This window comes from Brucella sp. IR068, from assembly GCF_049065885.1.
In the GTDB taxonomy this organism is placed as follows: domain Bacteria; phylum Pseudomonadota; class Alphaproteobacteria; order Rhizobiales; family Rhizobiaceae; genus Brucella; species Brucella intermedia.
The window spans coordinates 40,249-59,241 of sequence record NZ_JBAKHE010000010.1 but is presented as its reverse complement, the minus strand read 5'-3'; the positions used below and the strand labels follow the sequence as shown (position 1 = coordinate 59,241).

Below are 18,993 nucleotides of genomic sequence, written 5' to 3'. Positions count from 1 at the left end.
GTGAGACATGCTTGATGCGAAAGCATTCATCGCCTTGGAAACCACCCAGTCCGCTGTGATGCGGGCTGGTTGGCGTAAGGAGGCAGCGCGGCACATCAAGGCACTGGAGCCGATGCTCGCCCAAGGGCAGTGGGATTACGCCCACGAATACGTCGACAAGATCACGATGAACGGAGTTGTGGGAAACCACTTCGCTCGCCTTGAGGAGCTGGCCGTATCCTCGATCCTGTTCGGCGCCCAGAATGTCACACAGGATCTGAAAAAGACGAGCTTTGTGACAGGCTCCGCTGAAATCCCGTATGGGATGCAGCAAGCCCTCGAGCAGATGAATTTTATGATCGAGCGAGACGGGGCCGAGCTGCTGCGCAAAGAGCTGCATGCGATTATCCGCCAGGAAGAGATCGAGTTCCGGGAGGCCATCGCCAAGTCGGGCAAGCAGACGCTTTATGTCCATCGTCCATTGCTCAACGCAGTGCAATTGATTGCATGGGCAAGATTGAATGGCTTCAAGACGGCTGTTCCGCCAGAGGAGATGCACGTTACCGTCTGCTACAGCAAAACGCCCATTGATTGGGGCGACCCTGGCTATTCTGCGCCTGGTGTGCGTGCGTCGGGCGGCAAGCGCACCATAGAGCGGTTCGGCAAGGCGATCGTTCTCACTTTTGAGAGCCAAGACTTGCATGACGACCACGAGCGCTTTGAAGACTCGGGAGCCTCGTGGGATCACCCGAGCTACAGACCACACGTCACGATCTCTTACGACGAAAACCAAGAAATCGACATTAGCAAGATCGAGCCGTTCACCTTCGACCTCGAGTTCGGGCCAGAGGTGTTCGCACCTGTGAAGGAGGATTGGTCATCCGGTATCAAGGAAATCCGCCTGAACAAGGCAGCAAACCTCAGCCTTGCCGAGAAGCTGAACAACGCCGTGATGGGCAAAGGCGGCAAGATCATCGACATAGGCGCGAACCTCACGACAAGCCGGCTGGTGTCTCTCGGTTTCCTCGCAGAGGCGATCGACGCCGAGATTGACACGTACCAGGTGAATGAGGTGCTGGACGAGCTGACATGCCCTGTATGCCGTTACATGCATGGCAAGACGTTCCGCGTGGAGAATGAGTTCTCGCGCACCATGAACGTGCTATCGACCACCGACCCGAAAGAGCTGAAGGGACTTGCTCCGTGGCCACTTCAGACAAAGGCCGGCCTCAAGAGTCTGTATGCAATGTCAATCGGTGACATGCAGAATGCAGGCTACGGCAGCCCGCCTTATCACCCCGGATGCCGCGGCTACCTCTCGCTCACTGGTACGGTGACCGAGGAGTTCCCGATCGGATCGTTGATGATCACGGAAGCAGCTCTCCCAGAGAAGCCGAAAGTGACTCCAAAGCCCGCAAAACCGGCAACTCCATGGCTCGAGAAACCCACTGGATGGCTCGACGTCATCAACAGGATCAAAGACCAGTCGAAGCGCGAGGCCGCTCTTCAGGCGTGGTCTGATGAGAACTACGATCTCGTTCGTGAACTAATCGTGGAAGCCGGTCTGTCGGTTTGACGTCGGCACACGTATTAGTCCGCTTTCATTGCAATTAATTGCAAACAGGAAACCCCTGCGTATTCTCCGGCTCGTGACACGCACATGAGACGGGGAGACCGGGTTGTTCGGAACAAGCTTCAAGGACGGGTGGATGAAGGGCGCGCAAGCGGCCCCGGTTCATCATGCTTTGAAGGGCGATGCGAGCCAGAAGTCGATCCAGATCAAGAAGCAGGACGAAGAACAGCAGCTCGTTTTTGGTGAGGTGTTTGCGCCGGGGTTCCCTGACAGCCAGGGGGACTTCATGACGGTCGAGACCATCCAGGAGATGGCTTATGGCTTCATGCGCAAGGGTTTCGTTCAGAAGATCGATATCCAGCACTCTCAGCAGGAAAGTGGCTGCTACGTCGTCGAAAGCTTCATTGCGCGTGAGGGTGACCCGACTTTCATTCCTGGGAGCTGGGTGCTGGGCGTCAAGGTCCCCGATCCGGAGATCTGGAGCCTGGTCAAGTCCGGGGAGCTCAACGGCTTCTCTCTTGATGGCTTCGGGGTTCGTGTCGACAGCGTTATCGAGGTCGACATGCCCGACGTCATCCGGGGATTGACGCTCGAGGCCGAAGGCCACTCCCACGTTTTCTACGTCAAGTACGACCAGGACGGCAATTTCCTGGGCGGCCACACCGACGTCGTCGACGGTCACATGCATCGAATTTTGCGGGGAACCGCCACGGAGGACTCGAACGGTCACTCCCACCGGTTCTCGTTCGTCGAAGGAGTGCTCAATGCCCAAGCTTGAGATCAAGGCCACCGAACTCGTGGGGACGGACGTGAACTTCGTATCAATGGTGAAGCGGGGAGCGAACCGCATCCCGTTCCGTATCACGAAAGGGGATGAACCCATGGACCTGTACAAAATTGGCCGCATGCTTCTGAACAAGGGCGAGCCTGAAGTGCCGGAGGTCGTTGCGGCTATTGTGCAGCCAGGCGTCGACGCTACCGCTCTGGCTCAGACGTTCAAGGACGCCGGCCTCGACCCGCTGCAGTACACTCCGGTGGAGAAGGATGGCGTCGTCGTCATCGCCAAGGAGAACGCGGACGCGGCAAAGGACACCGTCGTCATCAAGGCGAATGAAGGTGTGGCTTTTGTCGTATCGAATATGAAGAAGGCGTTCATGGACTACGATTACGAGTCCAAGGACTTCCTCACCGTCCTGAAGACCAACGGTTTCTACCCGACGCTTTGCGCCGCACACGATGCCTTTGCCACGACGGTATCCAATATCCTCTACGAAGCAACCAGCCCGTCTGAGGCTGCCCAGGCAATTTCCAAGGCTGCTGACGATTTCAAGACCTACGTCACGGCAATGGCTTCGTCACTGCCGGTGCAGGCTTTCAAGATGGAAGTCGCATTGGCCAAGGCTGATGCAGGCAAGAATGGTACTGGCGCCGGCTTCGAAGCTGGTAAGGGCACGGGAACCACGCCAAGCGCAACGGCTGACGACGCCGCGCACACTGCAATTAACAGCACTGGCGAACCGACCCACGGCAATCCCGACGAACAGCCTGTCGAAACTCACAAGTCTGACGCCGACAAGGGCAAAGACGAGATGAAGGACAAGGAGAAGGAAGAAGCCAAGAAGGACGAGCTCAAGGGCGTCCCTCAGCCGACCGGCCATGAGCCTGGTGACGCTGGTGGCTTCGCAGCCGCTCCTGCCGACACGCAGCGCGCCGTTTCCCACGCCTCTGCCGACGACAAGAAGATGAAGCTGAATGGTGGCACGACCGGCAGCTCCATCCCGGACGGCGACAGCGGGCTCGCACGCTTCGGCGGTGTGAAGAAGGAAGAAGAGCCAGTCCAGAAGAACGAAGGCGACGACAAGATTGGTGGTGAGCAGCAGACGCTCCCTGAAGACCAGTCCGGTTCGGGCGCCCAGCAGGCTGCCGAGGTCAAGCCGACCGCAGCCGATCTCACGAAATCCGACAACGCCGACATTCTGGCGGCAATCGCTGCCCTCCAGAAGAGCGTCTCGGAACAGGTCAACGGCCTCCAGTCCCGCATGGAGAAGCAGGTCGGTGATCTGAACGCCCGAGTCGATCAGGTAGCCACCATGGCTCGCAAGACCGACGCGGCACTGAACGGCACCGTGTTCGCGGAAGATCCGGGCGACCGGGTTCGCACTTCCAAGTCGGAAGCTCATTCCGGTGAAATCCCACTTCTCGACACTGCCATCTCTCGCATCAGCGCCGCGTAATGCGGAAGGCAAGCAAAGTACAGCGAAAGGAACTATATCCATGACGACCAATTCCAGCCTCCTCCGCAAAGCCGATCTGGTGATCGAGGACCTGCGCGCAAATGGCGGCGAACTGCTCCCTGAACAGGGTGCCGCTTTCATTCGCAAGCTGATCAAACAGCCGACCCTGATCCGGCAGTGCCGTGTGGTCGAAATGCTGGCTCCGAAGCGTAAGATCAACAAGATCGGCTTCGGCAAGCGTATCCTCCGCAAGGCCACCTCCGGCGTAGCTCTGACCCAGGCTCAGCGCTCCAAGCCGACGACCGAACAGCTCGAGCTGGATACGAAGGAACAGATCGCAGAAGTTCGTCTGCCGTATGACGTTCTCGAAGACAACATCGAGCGCGCCATCTCGGCAAACAACGAAGCGTCCAACACCGGCCCAGGCGGTCTCCGTCAGACCATCATTGACCTGATCGCTGAGCGTGCTGCTCTCGACTTGGAAGAGCTGGCGCTGCTCGCTGACAAGGCGTACGTAAACGCTGCTGACCAGGACGATCAGGATTACCTGAGCCAGCTCGACGGTTGGTTGAAGCGTGCCAAGACCACCGGTCATGCGGTCGATGCTGGCAATCAGACGATCAACAAGTCTATCTTTAAGAAGGGCTTGAAGTCGCTTCCGTCGCAGTATCAGCGGAACAAGGCTGCTCTGACCCACTTCGTGTCGGTCAACAACGCCACGGAATACCGGGACACCCTCGCTGACCGCGGTACTGGTCTCGGTGACAACATGGTGCAGGGCAACAGCCCACTGTTTGCTTTCGGGTCTAGCGTTGCTGACGTTGCTCTGATGCCGGAAGAAGAAGGGCTGTACACCGATCCGCTGAACCTTATCTTTGGCATCCAGCGTCAGGTTTCGATGGAATTTGACAAGGATATCACGGCTCGTGTGTACATCATCGTACTGACCACCCGCGTCGACTTCCAGATCGAAGAGCCAGATGCGATCGTGGCCTACGAAAACATCGCTGAAGAATAAGCGATATGCAATTAATTGCAAAAATGGGCAGTCTGATTTAGGCTGCCCATTATTGTTTGAGAGGCAGAAAAGCTAAGGAGAGCACAATGCCAAAAGTAGAACTTCTTCGCCCGCGCAGCCTGAACACCCGCGGAATTTTGTTCGTTCAGCGCGTTCCACGCGAGGACATTCCGGTCGATATCGCACTCGAACTTATGGAAGATGAACGGTTCAAGGTGACGGGTATCACTGCTGCTGATCTTGCGGCCACCGGCGACAAGCCTCGCAAAAAGGCCGATCTCCATGCAGCTATCCTTGATGCGATCGATGAGCTGGACGTGGACGATGAAGACGCGTTCACCGCTTCTGGCAAGCCGCACCACCTCGCGATTTCCAAGGTACTTGGCTTCGATATTTCGGCGGAAGAGCGGGACGCTGCCATGCGTGCGGGCACGGCACGAGGTGCTCTCGTCTCCGGTGAAGGCGAAGGCCATGACAAAGAGGAAGCGGCACCCGCGGCGAAGCCGGCCAAGAAAGCCGGTAAGGGCGGCGTCGTCATTAACCGAGGCAAGCAGCAGGCGAAGAAGGAAGAGCTTCTGACCAAGCTGAATACCGTTGGTGGCGAGAAACCCGCCGAGCAGGAAAAGGAACCGGAAGACGCCGGCACTGGTGAAGACCAGGAGATCGACGACTCTACCGACGGCGCCCTGGAGGTCTAATTCATGCTGCTCGCCTCTGTGAAGGACATTCGGGACCCGCTCGGTTTCGACGACATGACCGATATCAACGATGCCATCAAAATGGCGTTGAACGCGGCTGAACCTCAGATCGCAGCGCGTCTGAATACCACCTTCACGCGGGGCGAGCACATCGACACGTTCTGGGTTCCCGAGCCGACAATTCGGGAGCCAGGGGTCAATCGCACCGAGTTCCGCCTCACATACGGTATGGTGACCGAGATCACCTCCGCGACGGCCACGAACAATCCGATGCTGTTTTCCGATGCTCAGCAGGCCGATCTTGGCTCTGTGCTGGTCTGGAACAAGGAGAAAGGCGTCGGTCGCGACTGGAAGACGGCCTATTACCGCCAGACTGTCGAGATCAAGTACACCTACGGCTTCGAACCATCGGCAGATGACGCGGAGTCCTACAAACTCGATCAGGTTCCGAAGTGGTTGCAGGAAGCCGCCCGCATCCTCGCGCTGATCCACCTCTCCAGCCAGCCGGCGCTGACGGAGGCTGAGATCAAGCTCGACAGCAAGATGCTGACCGCTCAGTACGAAGCCCTGATCAAGCAGCACATTCGATACGCGCCTATGGCCCTGCTTCCGATGTGAGGTGGGAATGGCGACTTCTCTTACTCTCGAGTTTCAGTTCAGGAACAAGCGCTTCAGGAACGCCGAGGCCGGTCTTCGCACGTTCCACCAGCATCTGAAGAAGAGCTGGGACGGGTCGGCTAAGGTGCTCAGCCAGGAGCTCAGGGATTTCCTCGACAGCGTGGTTGAAGCCCTCGTGCAGCGTCACTCCGGTTCATGGCCTGGAGGCACCTCCTCGAACACGCTGTCCAAGCGATCCGGCAAAATGCTCCAGAGCATTGTTGACAGTGTGCAGGTGGAAGGCACGACATTCTCGACCATCAGGGGATCGATCGGCGGCTCGAAGGTGGCAGCTGTCCAAGAGTTTGGGGCCACGATCAAGCCTCGTAAGGCCAAGTACCTGACGATCCCCCTGCCGGCAGCCCTTAATTCAGACGGCACGCCGAAGAAGAGATCCGCCAGAGAATGGGACAACACCTTCGTTGCCAAGAGCAGAGCCGGCAACCTGATCATTTTCCAGAAGCGCGGGACCCAGATCGTCCCGCTTTATGTATTGAAGACCAGCGTAACGATCCCGCCACGCCTCGGTATGCGCAAGACCCTCGATGCGGGCTTACCATACTTTGTAGAGAAGTCGATGGACTCGATCGTGCGCTCGGTCCTTTCGGCCAAGGGAGGCTGACATGCCCGATACGCCTAGCGTGCGCCAGCAGATCCTCGAGAACGTCCTAGTGGCTTACCGGTCCGTGAAGGAGCCGGATTGGCCGATGACTTTCAGCACGGTCGAGATGGGACCGCTCAGCGGAGAAGACCACCGCAAACGCTACTCGATAGGCATCGTTCAAGGTCCCGAGAAGGAGCGCTTCACGTTCCCGTTCATCGAATGCAATCTGCAGGTGGGCGTGGAGTTCCGCGTTACGGTCAACAAGGGCGACCCCAAGCCATCGATTATGGCCGAGGAGACGCTCACTGTCCTGAAGCGGGTGATGGACCAGAACCGCAAATGGGGCGGCCTGGCGATCGACACGAAGCGCATCGGCAACGACATTGATCTCAACACTTACCTCGACAAGAGCGTGGTAGGAGTGATGTTCATGGAGGTCATGTTCCGGCATTCGCACTTCGACCCTCGAGACCCGCACCCGGATCGCTAGGTGCACCTGACGGTTCCCTGGAAGATTACAATTTTAGCGCTGTGTGCAATTAATTGCAGATCTTAGATTGATCGAGGCGACCATGAGTTTGCGAGCAGCCCTACCGAAAGAAGTCACTAGCATATCCCCTGGGTATGCTTGGCGCATGTACATAGACATGAAATTCGACGGGGAGCGCCCGACTGACTGGCCTGACTGGGTAATCCGGATGCACATCTGGAGCGAGGGCATTCAGATCAAGCTCACCAAGGAAAGCGGCATCACCTTCGAAGAGGTCGACATGGGTGCCGAAGGCATCCAGTTGATCCCGGTCTTCGAGATCGATGCGGCGACCACCGAGCAGTTCCGCGGGCATATGAACCCGATCCAGTACGCCGTCGACCTGGCCGCGCCGGATGACATTTCGACCATGTATTTCACCGGGAACATCGAACTGCTGATGAGCCCGCCTGCGGGGATGCTCGGATGACCACTGAAGTAACTGTTCTCGTCAAAAACGTCATCGCGAACGCCCAGACGCGCACCATCGTTGTCGTCGAGGTTCCTCTGCAGCGCGGTCCTCGTGGCAAGCAGGGCATCAAGGGAGACAAGGGTGATCCCGGCCTCGGTGATATGCTCAAGTCTGAGTACGACGTCGACGGTGATGGTGTCGTGGATCACGCCAAGCAGGCTGATGAGGTGCCGTGGGGTGGCGTGCAGGGCAAGCCTGACGTCTTCCCTCCTGCAGAACATGGTCACGCGGTTGCCACCGTAGAGCAGTCAGGTTTCATGTCCGCTGCCGACAAGCAGAAGATGGATGACCTCGGCAATGCCGTACGCTTCGACAAGAACCAGGCACTCAATGCGACTCAGAAGGCTCAGGGGCGCAGCAATATCAGCGCAGCGTCACTCGGAGTCGACGGCAAGGTTCCTTTGGAAGAGCTTCCGGATGACCTGTTCGGAGATATCGTCACTGTCTCTAGCGAAGCAGAGATGCTCGCGCTCGTGGTGCCCAAGGGATCGATCGCGGTTCGTACGGACGTCCAGAAGAACTTCATTCTGAAGTCTGAACCGGCATCGACGCTCGCAAACTGGGTCGAGCTGGCTACGCCTACGGCGCCGGTAACCTCGGTGGCCGGTAGGGGCGGCAATGTGACCCTGGCTTCGGCAGACATTACCGATCTTGGCGACACCCTGACCCAGCACACTGTACGCTTCGACCAAGTTCAGGATCTGACGCCTGCGCAGAAAGGTCAGGCTCGTGCCAACATCGACGCAGGCATCCTTTCTGGATGGCGTAATAAGATCATCAATGGTGATTTCCCTATCAATCAGCGCGGCAACAGGAACCTTGCCCCAGGCGAGAACATGATCGTTCTCGACCGCTGGTATGTGACGAACAACACAAATCAGACGGTGGGCGTCTCGCAGCAACCGTTCGCGTTGGGTCAAACTGACGTTCCCGGAGAACCCGCGTTTTATCTTAACCTCAATTTCCCCGTCGCGCCTACATCGGGGACCGTTGGCATCACACAGCGTATCGAAAGCGTCAGGACGCTTGCAAACAGGAAGGCGACGGTTACGGCCTATACATCAGGCCCTTCTGTGAACGGTGGTTCGCTCACCTGTTCACTGGGGCAGAATTTCGGCGCGGGCGGTAGTCCATCGGAGTCAGTCATCACCGATGTTCCGCTGAATATCGGAACAGTCTTTGACGCCGCAACCCGAAAGAGGCAGGGCGTGATTGATATGCCGTCTATCGCTGGGAAGACTCTCGGGACTTCACATGATGGTTACGTTGCTCTGGCCTTTACTCTGACGCCTCGCGCAGTCGGCAATTACTCGATCGCGCATGTTTCGGTCGTCGAAGGTGACGCAACCTTTGAAGACGACCCGTTTTCGCCAAGACATATTCAGCAGGAAATTGCGCTCTGTGAGAGATACTACCAACGGTACACGCAGGGTCCCTCTTGGCTCGGAGTTGGTACAGCAATGGCCGGTGAGCTTCGTGGCAGGATTACCATCGGTTTGACTACTACTATGCGAGCGAACCCATCCGCCAGTGTTGTCGGCGGTGCATCATACTTTAATGGCTCATGGATCGATACCACCATGGGTTTCGAGGCCGCGCTTGCTAATATGGTTACATTCACATTCTCAGTTCCCGCGTATGAAACACCGACTACTGCGCCTCTATGGTTGGTGAGAATGTCTAATTCTAACAACACTATTTGGGGCTATATCGTTCTTAACGCAGAACTGTAATCTCTCTGATTAGGCCGTGCACTAGATATGAGATAAAGATGAACGAGAGAAACTTCGAATATGTCCGCAAGACGGAACAGGGGTTCGCCTTTAAATACGAAGGTGGTGAAGCGGAAAGCTTCGTGAACGACAATGCGGAAGGTAATAACGACTTCCATAACATCGAAGCGTGGATTGCTGCGGGAAACACGATCGAACAGGTCGAGGCCCCAGCCGCCCCGCTGGTAACGGTCATACCATCGGTAACTCTGTGGGAGCGCATGACCGAGGCTGAAGCTGCTCAGGTGGAAGCCGCCATGTCCCGTCAGCCGTTCAGAACCCGCCAGATTTTCATGACGGCCAATACGTTCCGCTCAGACCATGAACTGTGGCCCCTCCTTGTGAGTATGGCCACCGATCTGTTTGGCGAGACCCGAACGGCAGAACTTCTCGCAAAACCGTAAGCCGGAGTCGCCGGCATACCACGCACACGCACACACGTTGACCCTCGCCTCTGATTTGCAATTAATTGCACACGTTCACAGAGGCGAGGATTGTGCAGTGACCAAGCTCAAGATCAGCAAGACCCAGGAACAGGCCGACGAACCGGATCACGAAGTGCCGGTCGATGAGTCTGTTGCCGAGGCGGTAGCCGAAGAGGTCGCCGCTGAGCCTGAAGCTACACCTGCAGTCCAGGCCGAAGAGTACGGGAAGGGCGGCACGTACCGCTCGATTGGGGGAGGTAAGCGGGTTCGCGTCTGAGCCCGTCCTCCGCACTAACAAGGAAAGGTGCCCCAAATGGCTCTCCAGAAGCTCAAGAAAGGTTTTTTCTCCGGCACGTCGAAGATCTTCGACGGCACGCTCGAGAAGCTCATTAACTCCATCATTGATGCAGTGAATGCTGGGGGTGGCGGTGCTGCTTATACCGACGCTGACGCTGTAAACGCCGTCAAGACCAAACAGCAGATCGTCTCTCTGACTGAAGTGTCCGTAGCGGACGCTACCACAGCTGAGGAGGCCGTCGCAGTGGCGAACGCCAACAAGGCTGCCATCAACGCGGTCATCGCGGCTCTCAAGGCGTGAGCTGACGGTAGGCGCACTCCAGAAGAAGGAAATAAGCTATGACCGTTGCAGCCCCGCTCCTCACGCGCCGCGCCGTGCTTCAGGCCGCGATCGAGGCGACCTACCGTGAGGAAGCAGCCGTCGGTCTCAACGATGCACTCTACGTCGAAGAGCCCGACTACCAGATCAACCTCAACCTGCTCGAACGTAACTTCGCTCGTGACGATTTGTCTCCGCTCCCAAACATTGTTGGGCGGCGCTTGGCGTCCATGACGTTTACGACCGAGCTCAAGGGCAATGGCGCGCAGAACAGCGGCGTTCTCGCAGACGCTCCGCTCATCTCTCGCCTGTTTCGCGCTTGCGGCTACTCGCTGACCGCCAACGCTGCTGCAGACAGCACCGTGGTTTACCCAGTCGGTAATCATACCGTTGAGGTGACCTGGGGTGTATCTGTCGCAGGGGCCACACACACCGACGTGATCAACTTCGTTCTCGAAGTCACGACGGGTGGTGCTTCCGGCGTAGCAGAGATCACCGTTACCTCCGACACCGACGGCCAGGGCAGCGCTGCTGCAGCCGTTACCTCGGGTACGGCGATCACGCTTGGCACAACCGGCATCGAGGTGACTCCGGAATGGACTGGCAACCTGGCTGCCGGCACCCGCTGGACGATCTGGGCATTGCCGAAGGGTCTCCGTCTCGATCCTGTCTCCGACAACTTCGAGAGCTTGACCATGGTGCTGAACATGGACGGCGTTGAGCACAAGATGCTCGGTTCGCTGGGCACGTTCTCGATCACCGCGGAAGCCGGTAACTACGCTCGTATCGAATGGGAGTTCCAGGGAACCTTCATCGATCCGATCGACAAGCCGATGCCGATCGCCAACTACGAGAAGTCGCTGCCGTCTCAGGTGGAACTGGCTCGCCTCCGGGTCGACCAGGACTACGTGATCGTCAACGCCTTCAACTACACGCAGGCGAACGACATTCAGGTCCGTCCGGACGTCAGCTCCAAAGAAGGCTACGTCGGCACCCGTATCGTCTCTCGTGCTCCGGAAGGCGGTATCGACCCTGAAGCCGAACTGGTCGCGAACCACGACTTCTGGGGCAAGATGGGTGCGGCTGAGCGCATGACCTTCCAGATGCGTTGCGGCACCGAGCCTGGCAACACGGTATGGTTCCTGTCGCCAAGCGTGCAGTACACCGGCCTGACCTACCAGGATCGTAACGGTATCCGCACCTACGACGCACAGCTGCGCTTCTCTCGCGTTCTTGGCAACGACGAGCTCTGCATTGTCCTCGTCTGAGGTATGCAATCAATTGCATAATGCGGCGAAGCCTGGGGGAGAGTGGAGACGCTCTCCCCTAGTTTTTCAAGGAGCGGAAAATGGGCAGGTACACTGTCAAGGTCTACATCGTGCAGCAGGCTGACAAGGACGGGAACCTTATCGGACCTGTGCTCGCGGCCAAGTTGACCTACGCCGATGCGCATGAGATCGCCAAGAAGTTCGCCCCCGCCAAGGTCACCTGTTTCATCGCGGACAAGAACGCAGCGCCAAACAACCCGGACCATACAGCAGTCCACTAGGATTGCAATTAATTGCACAGCGTCATCGCCTCTCGTAAATTGCCGGCACTGTCCATGTGGGCAGCCACATCGCCACGCAGCCAGGAGGCAGATAGATGGCCCTTATCGCTATGACCGTGCACGACACGGTGGAACACGTTTCCGATCTTGATCCGTGCAAGAAGAAGACCAAGGTTCCGGTCGACCCGAACGATCCGTCGAAGGGTATGAAGGACGAAGTCACCATCGAAGAAGGTGCGACGAAGTTCTTCCTGAAGCCTCTCGACGTCTTCCTCATGGGCTACATCTACGACAACGCCTCCTCGCTCTCGGGCAAGCAGGGCTCTGACGAAATCGGCATCAAGACCCGCGTCAATCAGACGAACATCGATGCTGTTCGCCACGGCCTGGCAGGCTTCTCGAACTTCAAGGACGCCAAGGGCAACGACATTCCGTTCCAGACGGTCAAGGTGCAGGTCAACGGTCGCGAATACGAAGTAGCCGACGACGCAACCATGTCGAAGGTGGGCATTCGTCTCACCCAGGAACTCGGCGCCCGTATCAAGGAGATCAGTGAGGTCTCCGCGGACGAAGAAAAAAACTGAGGCTGGGCGTCACCGCCGTCAGGTTGATGCCCGAACGTCAGTGCGACGGGTGCAAGAAGAAGGACACTTGGGGATGCACAGCAATAAGGCTGAGGCACCCCGAGCCCGGTGAACCGGATCTGCCGAGGAATTGGCTCAGACCAGCGGCTCAGCCGGTCACCATCATGGGGGAGACGACATACGCCTGCCCCAGACAGCATATCCACGAGAACCCCAGGCTCTGGGCGTGGATGCTTAAGTTCTACGGCTTGTACAAGCGCGGGTTTCTCCCTGGTGGGGGCGGCGTCCTGAGTCAGTCCAATAAAGCCCTCGAAGTGTTCCGTATCCTCGACGACGCCAATGATCAGTGTGACCGGGCGGAAGCGGAGAAGATCAAGAAGCAGCAAGCCAGGCGTGGGCCGAGCAGTCAGAGGCCGAAAAAGTAGTTAGTGCAATTAATTGCATGTTGCGGAGCGGCATATGAACCCTGAAGAGCTCGAATTCATCCTGAAGATGCGGGACGAGGCAAGTGCCCTCCTCGATAAGATCGGGGACAGTCTCAAGAAGACCGGCGACGGCGCCAAGAAGTTTGGCGACGAGAATGAAAAGGCCGGAGGTAAGCTCGACAACCTCGTGAAGAAAGCCAAGGAGGCCACCGTTGCACTCGGTGGTCTCTACGCTTCCATGCGGACCCTGCAGGGCACGGTGGGGGCTTGGGGCCAGTACGAACTCGGCTTGGTAGGCGTGGTGAAGACCACGAATATGGCCGGTCGCGAGCTGGATGATTTCCGCAAGAAGTTCGACAACCTGAACCGAGGCATGAACGGCATCGACACCGGTCAGCTTCAGCAGCTTTCCGAGACGGTTGGCCAGCTGGGCGTCAAGGGCGTCGACAACATCGTCAGCATGACTGAGGTGCTCGGCAAGCTGGGCGTCACGACCGATATCGTTGGCGCGCAGGGGGCGTCTGCAGTTTCCCGTATCCTGACGCTCACGGGCGAGGGGGCGAAGGCCGTTGGTGAGTTCGGTGACGCGCTGAACTACCTCGGCAACAACACAGCAGCCACCGAAAGCGAAATCCTCGACATGGCCACGGTTCTGGCGCAGTCGACCGCAGAATTTGGGATGAGCTCCAAGAACATTCTCGCTCTCTCGGCAGGCGCTCGTCAGTTGGGCGTCAATTTCGAGCTCTTCGGCACGTCCTCTGGTCGCGTTCTCCGCAGCCTTCGCGACGGCTTGGCGAACAACACGACGGGCTTCAAGTCGTTCCTGCAGGTCACGAACATGACCCGCGAGCAGTTCGCAACGTTGCTCGAGGAGAAGCCGGAGGAGGTCCTACTCAAGTTCGCTGAAGCCTACAACAGCTTGACGGCCTCGGGTGGCTCCAAGGGATTGCTCCAGGCTCTGGGCATGGACACCGACGAAATCAAGCGCGTCTTTGGTGCGATTGGCACGCAGGTGGATGCGGTGCGTGACAAGCTGCGTCTCGTGCAGAGTCCGGACATGGAAGGCGCTCTCGATCGCGAGGCTCAGCAGTTCTTCGAAGCGCAGAACAACCAGATCCAGGGGATGGTTAAGGCGTACACGTTGCTCAAGGCATCGATTGGTGAAGCCCTGTCCCCGCTCACCGGCCCGCTCATCACCGCAGCCACTGGAACCCTGAATGCCCTGACCGACGTCATCCAGGGGCTTCCGGTCGTCATCAAGCAGGTAGCGGCAGCGTTCATCGTCTTGGCGCCGGCCATCGGTGGTGTGATCGCGGCGTCCAGGCTGCTGGCACCGCTTCTGACGACTATGGGCTTCAGCGGCGCTATCACGGGCGTGGGTTTGCTGACGAAGGCGATGGGCGGCTTCCGTGCAGCCCTTTCGCTCGCTGGCACCGTGCTTGCGCGCACCTGGCCGTTTATCGTCGGCATGCTCGCAGCTGAGGGTGTGCGCCGCAGCGAAGACTGGATTACTGCCTGGGTGAAGCGCAACTTCAGCGAAGAGAACCTCAAGCGCATGCGCGACTTCCGCAAGGAGTACCAGGGCTTCTTCGACTTCATGGCGCAGGACCCGCTGACGGGTACAATACAGTCCGGACCTAACGCCGGCATGAACTACTGGACGGGCAAGCGCGACTTTATCCAGAACGATAAGGGTGAGTGGGAAAAATACACACCGGAGCCTCCGAAAGACTGGGGTGACGGCATTGGCCAGATGCTGCGCGACAAGGTTCAGCAGGGCATCAAGAAGGCGGGTTCGGTCACCATCCCGATCAGCGATGACGACTACGAAGCTCTGAAGTCTCTGAACTCGCGCATCGGTCTCATGGATGACCTGGCCAAGCGCGAGCAGGCTCTTCAGAATATTCGTGAGCGAAGCCTGGAGACCCTCCAGTCCCGCAACGCCAAGATTACCCAGCAGGAAATCGATCGCGCTCAGCGTGTTCTTGATCTCCAGAAGGAACAGCTCGCGGACCCGATCAAGTTTTCCCTGCGTGACGTGGAGGACGAGATCAGCGCGGCTCGCGCCGTAACAGGTGAGGCGAAGAACCAGCTGGCTCTCACGCAGAGGCTCCGAGATATCAAAGAGCAGATGGGTATTGACGACAAGGAGAGCGCTGATCGCGTCAAGGCGACAATGCAGGAGCTCTTCGCAGCTCAGTCCAAGGCTCGCTTCGATGATACGATCCGCGGTCTCGAGGACGATATCAACGCAGCGCGTGCGGTCACGGCGGAAGCCAAGGCCGAGGAAGAAGTGCGTCGCACGATCCGTGACCTTCAGGACGAAAGCAAGAAGCTGGATGAAGACCAGAAGAACCAGATCCGTGCCAAGGTGCAGGAGCTTCAGAAGGCACGCCAGGCCGCGGCCTTCGAGGAGCAGCTTCGTAGCGCACGGGAGAGCCTGGCCATAGCTCAGGCAACCACGGATGCCGAACGTGACCGCCTAAAGATCGCGCAGGATATTGCCAACTTCGAACGCTCGAATGGTCAGCTGTTGTCTGACCAGCGTAACCAGCTCGCCTCGATCATGGCCGCCACTCAGCAGGCGACAGCCCTTCGCTCGCTTCTCGATGACCTTGACCCCGTGGGTGCCGCAACCCGCCAGTATGCAGCTGACCAGGCTGTTCTGAACAAGGCCCTCCAGGACGGCTCGATCACGCTCGCCCAGTATCAGCAGCTGATGGCTTCGCTCGACCGCCTCTCTCTTTCGGCCCGCGACCCGTTTGCTGATCAGCTGAAGTCAATCCGCGAGTCCATCCAGCTCGCCCAGATTTCGGGTGACTACAAGAAGGCTGACGTCAAGACGCAGCAGGCGGTCAACCAGCTGGCTGATCGCAACATCATTCTGACCAAGGAGCAGATCGCGCAGCTGCAGGAGTACAACCGGCAGCTCCAGGATATCGAGAGTGCTTCGTCTTCCGGTTTCGTCGGCTGGGCAGACAGCGTGGGCACCCTACGCGACAACCTGCTCGGCGCCGCCAAGGATTTCGCCTCGAGCATGTCCGACGCCATCTCCGGCGCTCTCGTCGGTGAGAAGGGCGGGTTCCAGAACATGCTTCGGAACCTTGGCAAGCAGTTGGTCAGCATCGGCGTGAACCAGATCATGAAGAGTGCTGTCCGTGACATGCAGAACGCTGTCGGCAAGGGTGGCTTTCTCGGTGGCCTGGCTGAGAAGCTCGGCATCTCCAAGTCGGCAGACGTTTCCCAGCCTGATTTCCTGAAGAACCTGAGCACTGCCCAGATGAGCGTTACGGCAGCTAATGTCGTTCTCAGCGGGGCCGGCCTCGGTGTCGCGGGCGGCACGGGTAGCGAGATCACGCGTGCTCTTCCGGCAGCGAACTCTAACAAGGCATCGGATGCGTTTTCAAAGATCCTGAACGACAACCTGTCGACTTTCTCGACCAGCCCGATCAGCACTGGGAACAGCCTCCAGTTCGCCAAGAACTTCAATGCCAATATCGACAAGAAGCTTCTGGCGATCCTGCAAGACGCCGCATCCAAGACCAATCTCAACGTGGAAGCCATCAGTGGTCTTCGCCCTGGTGACAAGCGCTTCCATGGTAAGGGTATGGCGGCAGATGTGCGGCTCAGCGATCCGCTCACAGGTCGGGTGTTCGACAACTACCAGAACGCCGCAGATTTCCGGGTGTACGAGCAGTTCGCCCAGCAGGCCCGCCTGTCACAGATGGAGATGTTCCCTGAGCTTCAGGACCAGTTCCGCTGGGGTGGCTACTTCTCGGGCGGCAAGGGCAAGTACGGTGCTCTCGACTCCATGCACTTCGACGTAGGTGGTGGTCGTGTTGGCATGGGTGGCGGTTCCTGGGAGAACGGTCTGAACTCTCAGATGCGTGCGATGTGGCCTGGCGTGCAGTCTGTTGGCATGGGCGGTGCAGCCAATGGCATCGATGTGGCGGCGGTCACGAACTCGATCCAGCAGGTCAACACCAACCTGAACCAGATGGGCACCAACATCGGCCAGGTCGCCAACAACGCCCAGATGGCTGCAAGCAATTTCACTTCGACCGGGGTGAACCTGCAGCAGGCCGGCATGGCAGCCCAGCAGGCAGGGCCGCAGTTCGACCAAGCAGGCACGAAGATCCAGCAGGCGGGCATGAAGGCGAACAGCTCTGCTCCGCAGGTCATGAACTTCGGTCAGGCTACCGGTGGTCTGCAGCAGCCTCTCGCGGACGCAACGAGCGGCCTCGGTGGTTTTGGTCAGGGGCTGATGGGTCTGATCCAGCAGCTCATGGGTGGTCTCGGTGGGGGCGGTGGCGGCTTCGGTGGCATCTTCAGCTCCATCTTCTCGCTGTTCCTGCACGAGGGCGGCAAGGTCGGCCCGACGTCACCGACGATCAACCTGTCGTCCTATGCAGGCATCCCGAAGTTCCACAACGGCTCGAGCAAGCAGGGCGACGAGTATCTTGCTCTCCTCCAGAAAGGTGAGCGGGTCCTCACGGAGAAGCAAGACGAGCGCACCCAGCGAGCACTGTCCGGACTCACTTCCGGCATGGGCAGTGGCGGTCGTGGTGGCGGCGGGGGAGGTGTGTTCGCGCCTCAGACGATCATCCAGATCGAAGGCGCAACCGGCACGCCGGAAGGCAACGAAGACCTGGCCGCGAAGATCTCCGACCAAATCGACACGATGATGGATCTCAAGATGCAGGAGTTCACGGCCAAGCAGATGCTCGCTGGTGGCATGTTTAACAGGAGCGCGTTCGCATAATGGCTTACCCAGTCTTTCAACCCCCTGGCTTGGTGCATGTCGACGTTGGATCGTCGACCAGCGTGAAGCCCCGCATCCGTCGCGCCCAATTCGGCGATGGCTATTCCCAGCGTTCTGGGGATGGCCTCAATGCGTTGGGTCGCAAGATTGAAATTAATTTCACAAACCTGGAGCTCAGTGAGGGGAATGCGATCGAGGCGTTCTTCGAGGAACGCGCCGGCTACCGCCCGTTCATCTGGACCTTTCCGCACGAGACCACGGCCCGCCAGTGGATCTGCACCGAATGGCGCAAGAGCCTGACGGCGCCGCGGACCTATTCCGTGTCGGCAGCTTTCGAGGAGACGTTTGATCCATGACCGCTATTGCACGTACGGCCCAGAGCCTTACCCCTGGTGATCGCGTCAACCTGTTCATCCTGGACCTGACACCTATCGGCGTCGGGCAAATCTTCTATCTGACGAACAGCGTGAACAAGAAAGAGGACGGCACCTACGAACCGTTGCGCTTCGGCGGGGTCGATTACACGCCTGTAGATATCAAGACGAGTGGCTGGGAGCTGACGGGGCAGGGTCCTTTCCCGCGACCGAAGGTGACCGTCAGCAACGCCTTGGACTTCTTGGCTGGCCTTCTCTACGAGTTCGACGACCTGGTTGGCGCGAAGTTCACGCGTGTCCGCACCTACCGCCAGTTCTTGGACGGCGAGGCCGAGGCCGATCCGACTGCCTATTACCCGCCTGATATCTATCGCATCGAGCAGAAGACGAAGCAGGGGGCGACCGAGATCGAGTTCGTCCTCGCGGCGGCAGTCGACCAGCAGGGCCTGACGGTTCCTCGTCGTAAGATGCTGCGCGACACCTGCACGCACACCTATCGCATTCCGAAGCCCGGTGGTGGTTTCGATTATTCGAAGGCGACCTGTCCGTTTGCAGAGGCACGCTACTACGACGCCAGCGGCAACCCGACCACCGCCGATAAGGATCAGTGCGGCCTGTTACTATCGGATTGCCGGCTGCGTTTCCGCCCCGCGGGTGGGGTTAAGCAGCCTCTTCCGACGCGGGCCTTCCCCGGTCTGATCCGCACGACAGTTCAGTGAGGT

At 58.5% G+C, this 18,993-nt stretch carries 19 protein-coding genes; all 19 read left to right on the top strand.

Annotation, left to right across the window (positions count from 1 at the left end; translation table 11 throughout):
- The first annotated feature begins 7 nt into the window (after positions 1-7).
- The gene (locus ACOWVS_RS16890) at positions 8-1,555 is read left to right on the top strand and encodes a hypothetical protein (RefSeq protein WP_075042120.1); all 1,548 of its coding nucleotides are present in this window, start codon (positions 8-10) and stop codon (positions 1,553-1,555) included.
- A 103-nt stretch (positions 1,556-1,658) separates the two neighbouring features.
- Positions 1,659-2,330 carry an XkdF-like putative serine protease domain-containing protein gene (locus ACOWVS_RS16885; protein ID WP_081375275.1) on the top strand — a complete coding sequence of 224 codons (672 nt, stop codon included), beginning with the start codon at positions 1,659-1,661 and terminating at the stop codon, positions 2,328-2,330.
- Positions 2,317-3,786 (top strand): hypothetical protein, encoded by a 1,470-nt coding sequence (locus ACOWVS_RS16880; RefSeq protein ID WP_075042121.1) that lies wholly within the window; start codon positions 2,317-2,319, stop codon positions 3,784-3,786. Before ACOWVS_RS16885 ends, ACOWVS_RS16880 begins: the two co-directional genes overlap by 14 nt.
- A gap of 40 nt (positions 3,787-3,826) precedes the next feature.
- Positions 3,827-4,804, top strand: a complete 978-nt coding sequence (locus ACOWVS_RS16875) for a phage major capsid protein (RefSeq protein ID WP_075042122.1) — start codon at positions 3,827-3,829, stop codon at positions 4,802-4,804.
- An 86-nt stretch (positions 4,805-4,890) separates the two neighbouring features.
- Positions 4,891-5,502 carry a hypothetical protein gene (locus ACOWVS_RS16870; protein WP_075042123.1) on the top strand — a complete coding sequence of 204 codons (612 nt, stop codon included), beginning with the start codon at positions 4,891-4,893 and terminating at the stop codon, positions 5,500-5,502.
- Positions 5,503-5,505: 3 nt separating this feature from the next.
- The gene (locus ACOWVS_RS16865) at positions 5,506-6,120 is read left to right on the top strand and encodes a hypothetical protein (RefSeq protein WP_075042124.1); all 615 of its coding nucleotides are present in this window, start codon (positions 5,506-5,508) and stop codon (positions 6,118-6,120) included.
- A 7-nt stretch (positions 6,121-6,127) separates the two neighbouring features.
- Complete coding sequence (locus ACOWVS_RS16860) at positions 6,128-6,781, top strand: hypothetical protein (protein ID WP_075042125.1); 654 nt, start codon at positions 6,128-6,130, stop codon at positions 6,779-6,781.
- A gap of 1 nt (position 6,782) precedes the next feature.
- Complete coding sequence (locus tag ACOWVS_RS16855; RefSeq protein ID WP_075042126.1) at positions 6,783-7,253, top strand: hypothetical protein; 471 nt, start codon at positions 6,783-6,785, stop codon at positions 7,251-7,253.
- 157 nt (positions 7,254-7,410) lie between these two features.
- A complete protein-coding gene (locus ACOWVS_RS16850) occupies positions 7,411-7,722 on the top strand; it encodes a hypothetical protein (protein WP_139309278.1) in 312 nt (103 codons plus the stop codon).
- The gene (locus ACOWVS_RS16845) at positions 7,719-9,497 is read left to right on the top strand and encodes a hypothetical protein (protein ID WP_075042128.1); all 1,779 of its coding nucleotides are present in this window, start codon (positions 7,719-7,721) and stop codon (positions 9,495-9,497) included. Before ACOWVS_RS16850 ends, ACOWVS_RS16845 begins: the two co-directional genes overlap by 4 nt.
- 38 nt (positions 9,498-9,535) lie before the next feature.
- Positions 9,536-9,940, top strand: coding sequence for a hypothetical protein (locus ACOWVS_RS16840; RefSeq protein ID WP_247644437.1), 405 nt, complete (start codon positions 9,536-9,538; stop codon positions 9,938-9,940).
- Between the two features lie 97 nt (positions 9,941-10,037).
- The gene (locus tag ACOWVS_RS16835; RefSeq protein WP_139309279.1) at positions 10,038-10,238 is read left to right on the top strand and encodes a hypothetical protein; all 201 of its coding nucleotides are present in this window, start codon (positions 10,038-10,040) and stop codon (positions 10,236-10,238) included.
- A 36-nt stretch (positions 10,239-10,274) separates the two neighbouring features.
- Positions 10,275-10,559 (top strand): hypothetical protein, encoded by a 285-nt coding sequence (locus ACOWVS_RS16830; RefSeq protein WP_075042130.1) that lies wholly within the window; start codon positions 10,275-10,277, stop codon positions 10,557-10,559.
- Positions 10,560-10,597: 38 nt separating this feature from the next.
- On the top strand, positions 10,598-11,845 hold the full coding sequence (locus ACOWVS_RS16825) for a hypothetical protein (protein ID WP_075042131.1): 1,248 nt from the start codon (positions 10,598-10,600) through the stop codon (positions 11,843-11,845).
- An 80-nt stretch (positions 11,846-11,925) separates the two neighbouring features.
- Positions 11,926-12,126, top strand: coding sequence for a hypothetical protein (locus ACOWVS_RS16820; RefSeq protein WP_075042132.1), 201 nt, complete (start codon positions 11,926-11,928; stop codon positions 12,124-12,126).
- A 95-nt stretch (positions 12,127-12,221) separates the two neighbouring features.
- Positions 12,222-12,710, top strand: coding sequence for a hypothetical protein (locus tag ACOWVS_RS16815; RefSeq protein WP_075042133.1), 489 nt, complete (start codon positions 12,222-12,224; stop codon positions 12,708-12,710).
- Between the two features lie 459 nt (positions 12,711-13,169).
- Positions 13,170-17,897, top strand: a complete 4,728-nt coding sequence (locus tag ACOWVS_RS16810; RefSeq protein ID WP_075042135.1) for a phage tail tape measure protein — start codon at positions 13,170-13,172, stop codon at positions 17,895-17,897.
- Positions 17,897-18,253 carry a phage tail protein gene (locus ACOWVS_RS16805; protein WP_081375276.1) on the top strand — a complete coding sequence of 119 codons (357 nt, stop codon included), beginning with the start codon at positions 17,897-17,899 and terminating at the stop codon, positions 18,251-18,253. The genes ACOWVS_RS16810 and ACOWVS_RS16805 overlap by 1 nt, the downstream gene beginning before the upstream one ends.
- Entirely contained in the window at positions 18,250-18,990 is a 741-nt protein-coding gene (locus ACOWVS_RS16800) for a phage minor tail protein L (RefSeq protein ID WP_075042136.1), read from the top strand. The genes ACOWVS_RS16805 and ACOWVS_RS16800 overlap by 4 nt, the downstream gene beginning before the upstream one ends.
- Positions 18,991-18,993 lie beyond the last annotated feature (3 nt).

Excerpts from the sequence above, each read along its gene's own strand:
- ACOWVS_RS16890 (WP_075042120.1), top strand. The coding sequence starts at position 8 with ATGCTTGATGCGAAAGCATTCATCGCCTTGGAAACCACCCAGTCCGCT.
- ACOWVS_RS16880 (WP_075042121.1), top strand. The coding sequence starts at position 2,317 with ATGCCCAAGCTTGAGATCAAGGCCACCGAACTCGTGGGGACGGACGTG.
- ACOWVS_RS16875 (WP_075042122.1), top strand. The coding sequence starts at position 3,827 with ATGACGACCAATTCCAGCCTCCTCCGCAAAGCCGATCTGGTGATCGAG.
- ACOWVS_RS16870 (WP_075042123.1), top strand. The coding sequence starts at position 4,891 with ATGCCAAAAGTAGAACTTCTTCGCCCGCGCAGCCTGAACACCCGCGGA.
- ACOWVS_RS16865 (WP_075042124.1), top strand. The coding sequence starts at position 5,506 with ATGCTGCTCGCCTCTGTGAAGGACATTCGGGACCCGCTCGGTTTCGAC.
- ACOWVS_RS16860 (WP_075042125.1), top strand. The coding sequence starts at position 6,128 with ATGGCGACTTCTCTTACTCTCGAGTTTCAGTTCAGGAACAAGCGCTTC.
- ACOWVS_RS16855 (WP_075042126.1), top strand. The coding sequence starts at position 6,783 with ATGCCCGATACGCCTAGCGTGCGCCAGCAGATCCTCGAGAACGTCCTA.
- ACOWVS_RS16850 (WP_139309278.1), top strand. The coding sequence starts at position 7,411 with ATGAAATTCGACGGGGAGCGCCCGACTGACTGGCCTGACTGGGTAATC.
- ACOWVS_RS16845 (WP_075042128.1), top strand. The coding sequence starts at position 7,719 with ATGACCACTGAAGTAACTGTTCTCGTCAAAAACGTCATCGCGAACGCC.
- ACOWVS_RS16840 (WP_247644437.1), top strand. The coding sequence starts at position 9,536 with ATGAACGAGAGAAACTTCGAATATGTCCGCAAGACGGAACAGGGGTTC.
- ACOWVS_RS16830 (WP_075042130.1), top strand. The coding sequence starts at position 10,275 with ATGGCTCTCCAGAAGCTCAAGAAAGGTTTTTTCTCCGGCACGTCGAAG.
- ACOWVS_RS16825 (WP_075042131.1), top strand. The coding sequence starts at position 10,598 with ATGACCGTTGCAGCCCCGCTCCTCACGCGCCGCGCCGTGCTTCAGGCC.
- ACOWVS_RS16820 (WP_075042132.1), top strand. The coding sequence starts at position 11,926 with ATGGGCAGGTACACTGTCAAGGTCTACATCGTGCAGCAGGCTGACAAG.
- ACOWVS_RS16815 (WP_075042133.1), top strand. The coding sequence starts at position 12,222 with ATGGCCCTTATCGCTATGACCGTGCACGACACGGTGGAACACGTTTCC.
- ACOWVS_RS16810 (WP_075042135.1), top strand. The coding sequence starts at position 13,170 with ATGAACCCTGAAGAGCTCGAATTCATCCTGAAGATGCGGGACGAGGCA.
- ACOWVS_RS16805 (WP_081375276.1), top strand. The coding sequence starts at position 17,897 with ATGGCTTACCCAGTCTTTCAACCCCCTGGCTTGGTGCATGTCGACGTT.
- ACOWVS_RS16800 (WP_075042136.1), top strand. The coding sequence starts at position 18,250 with ATGACCGCTATTGCACGTACGGCCCAGAGCCTTACCCCTGGTGATCGC.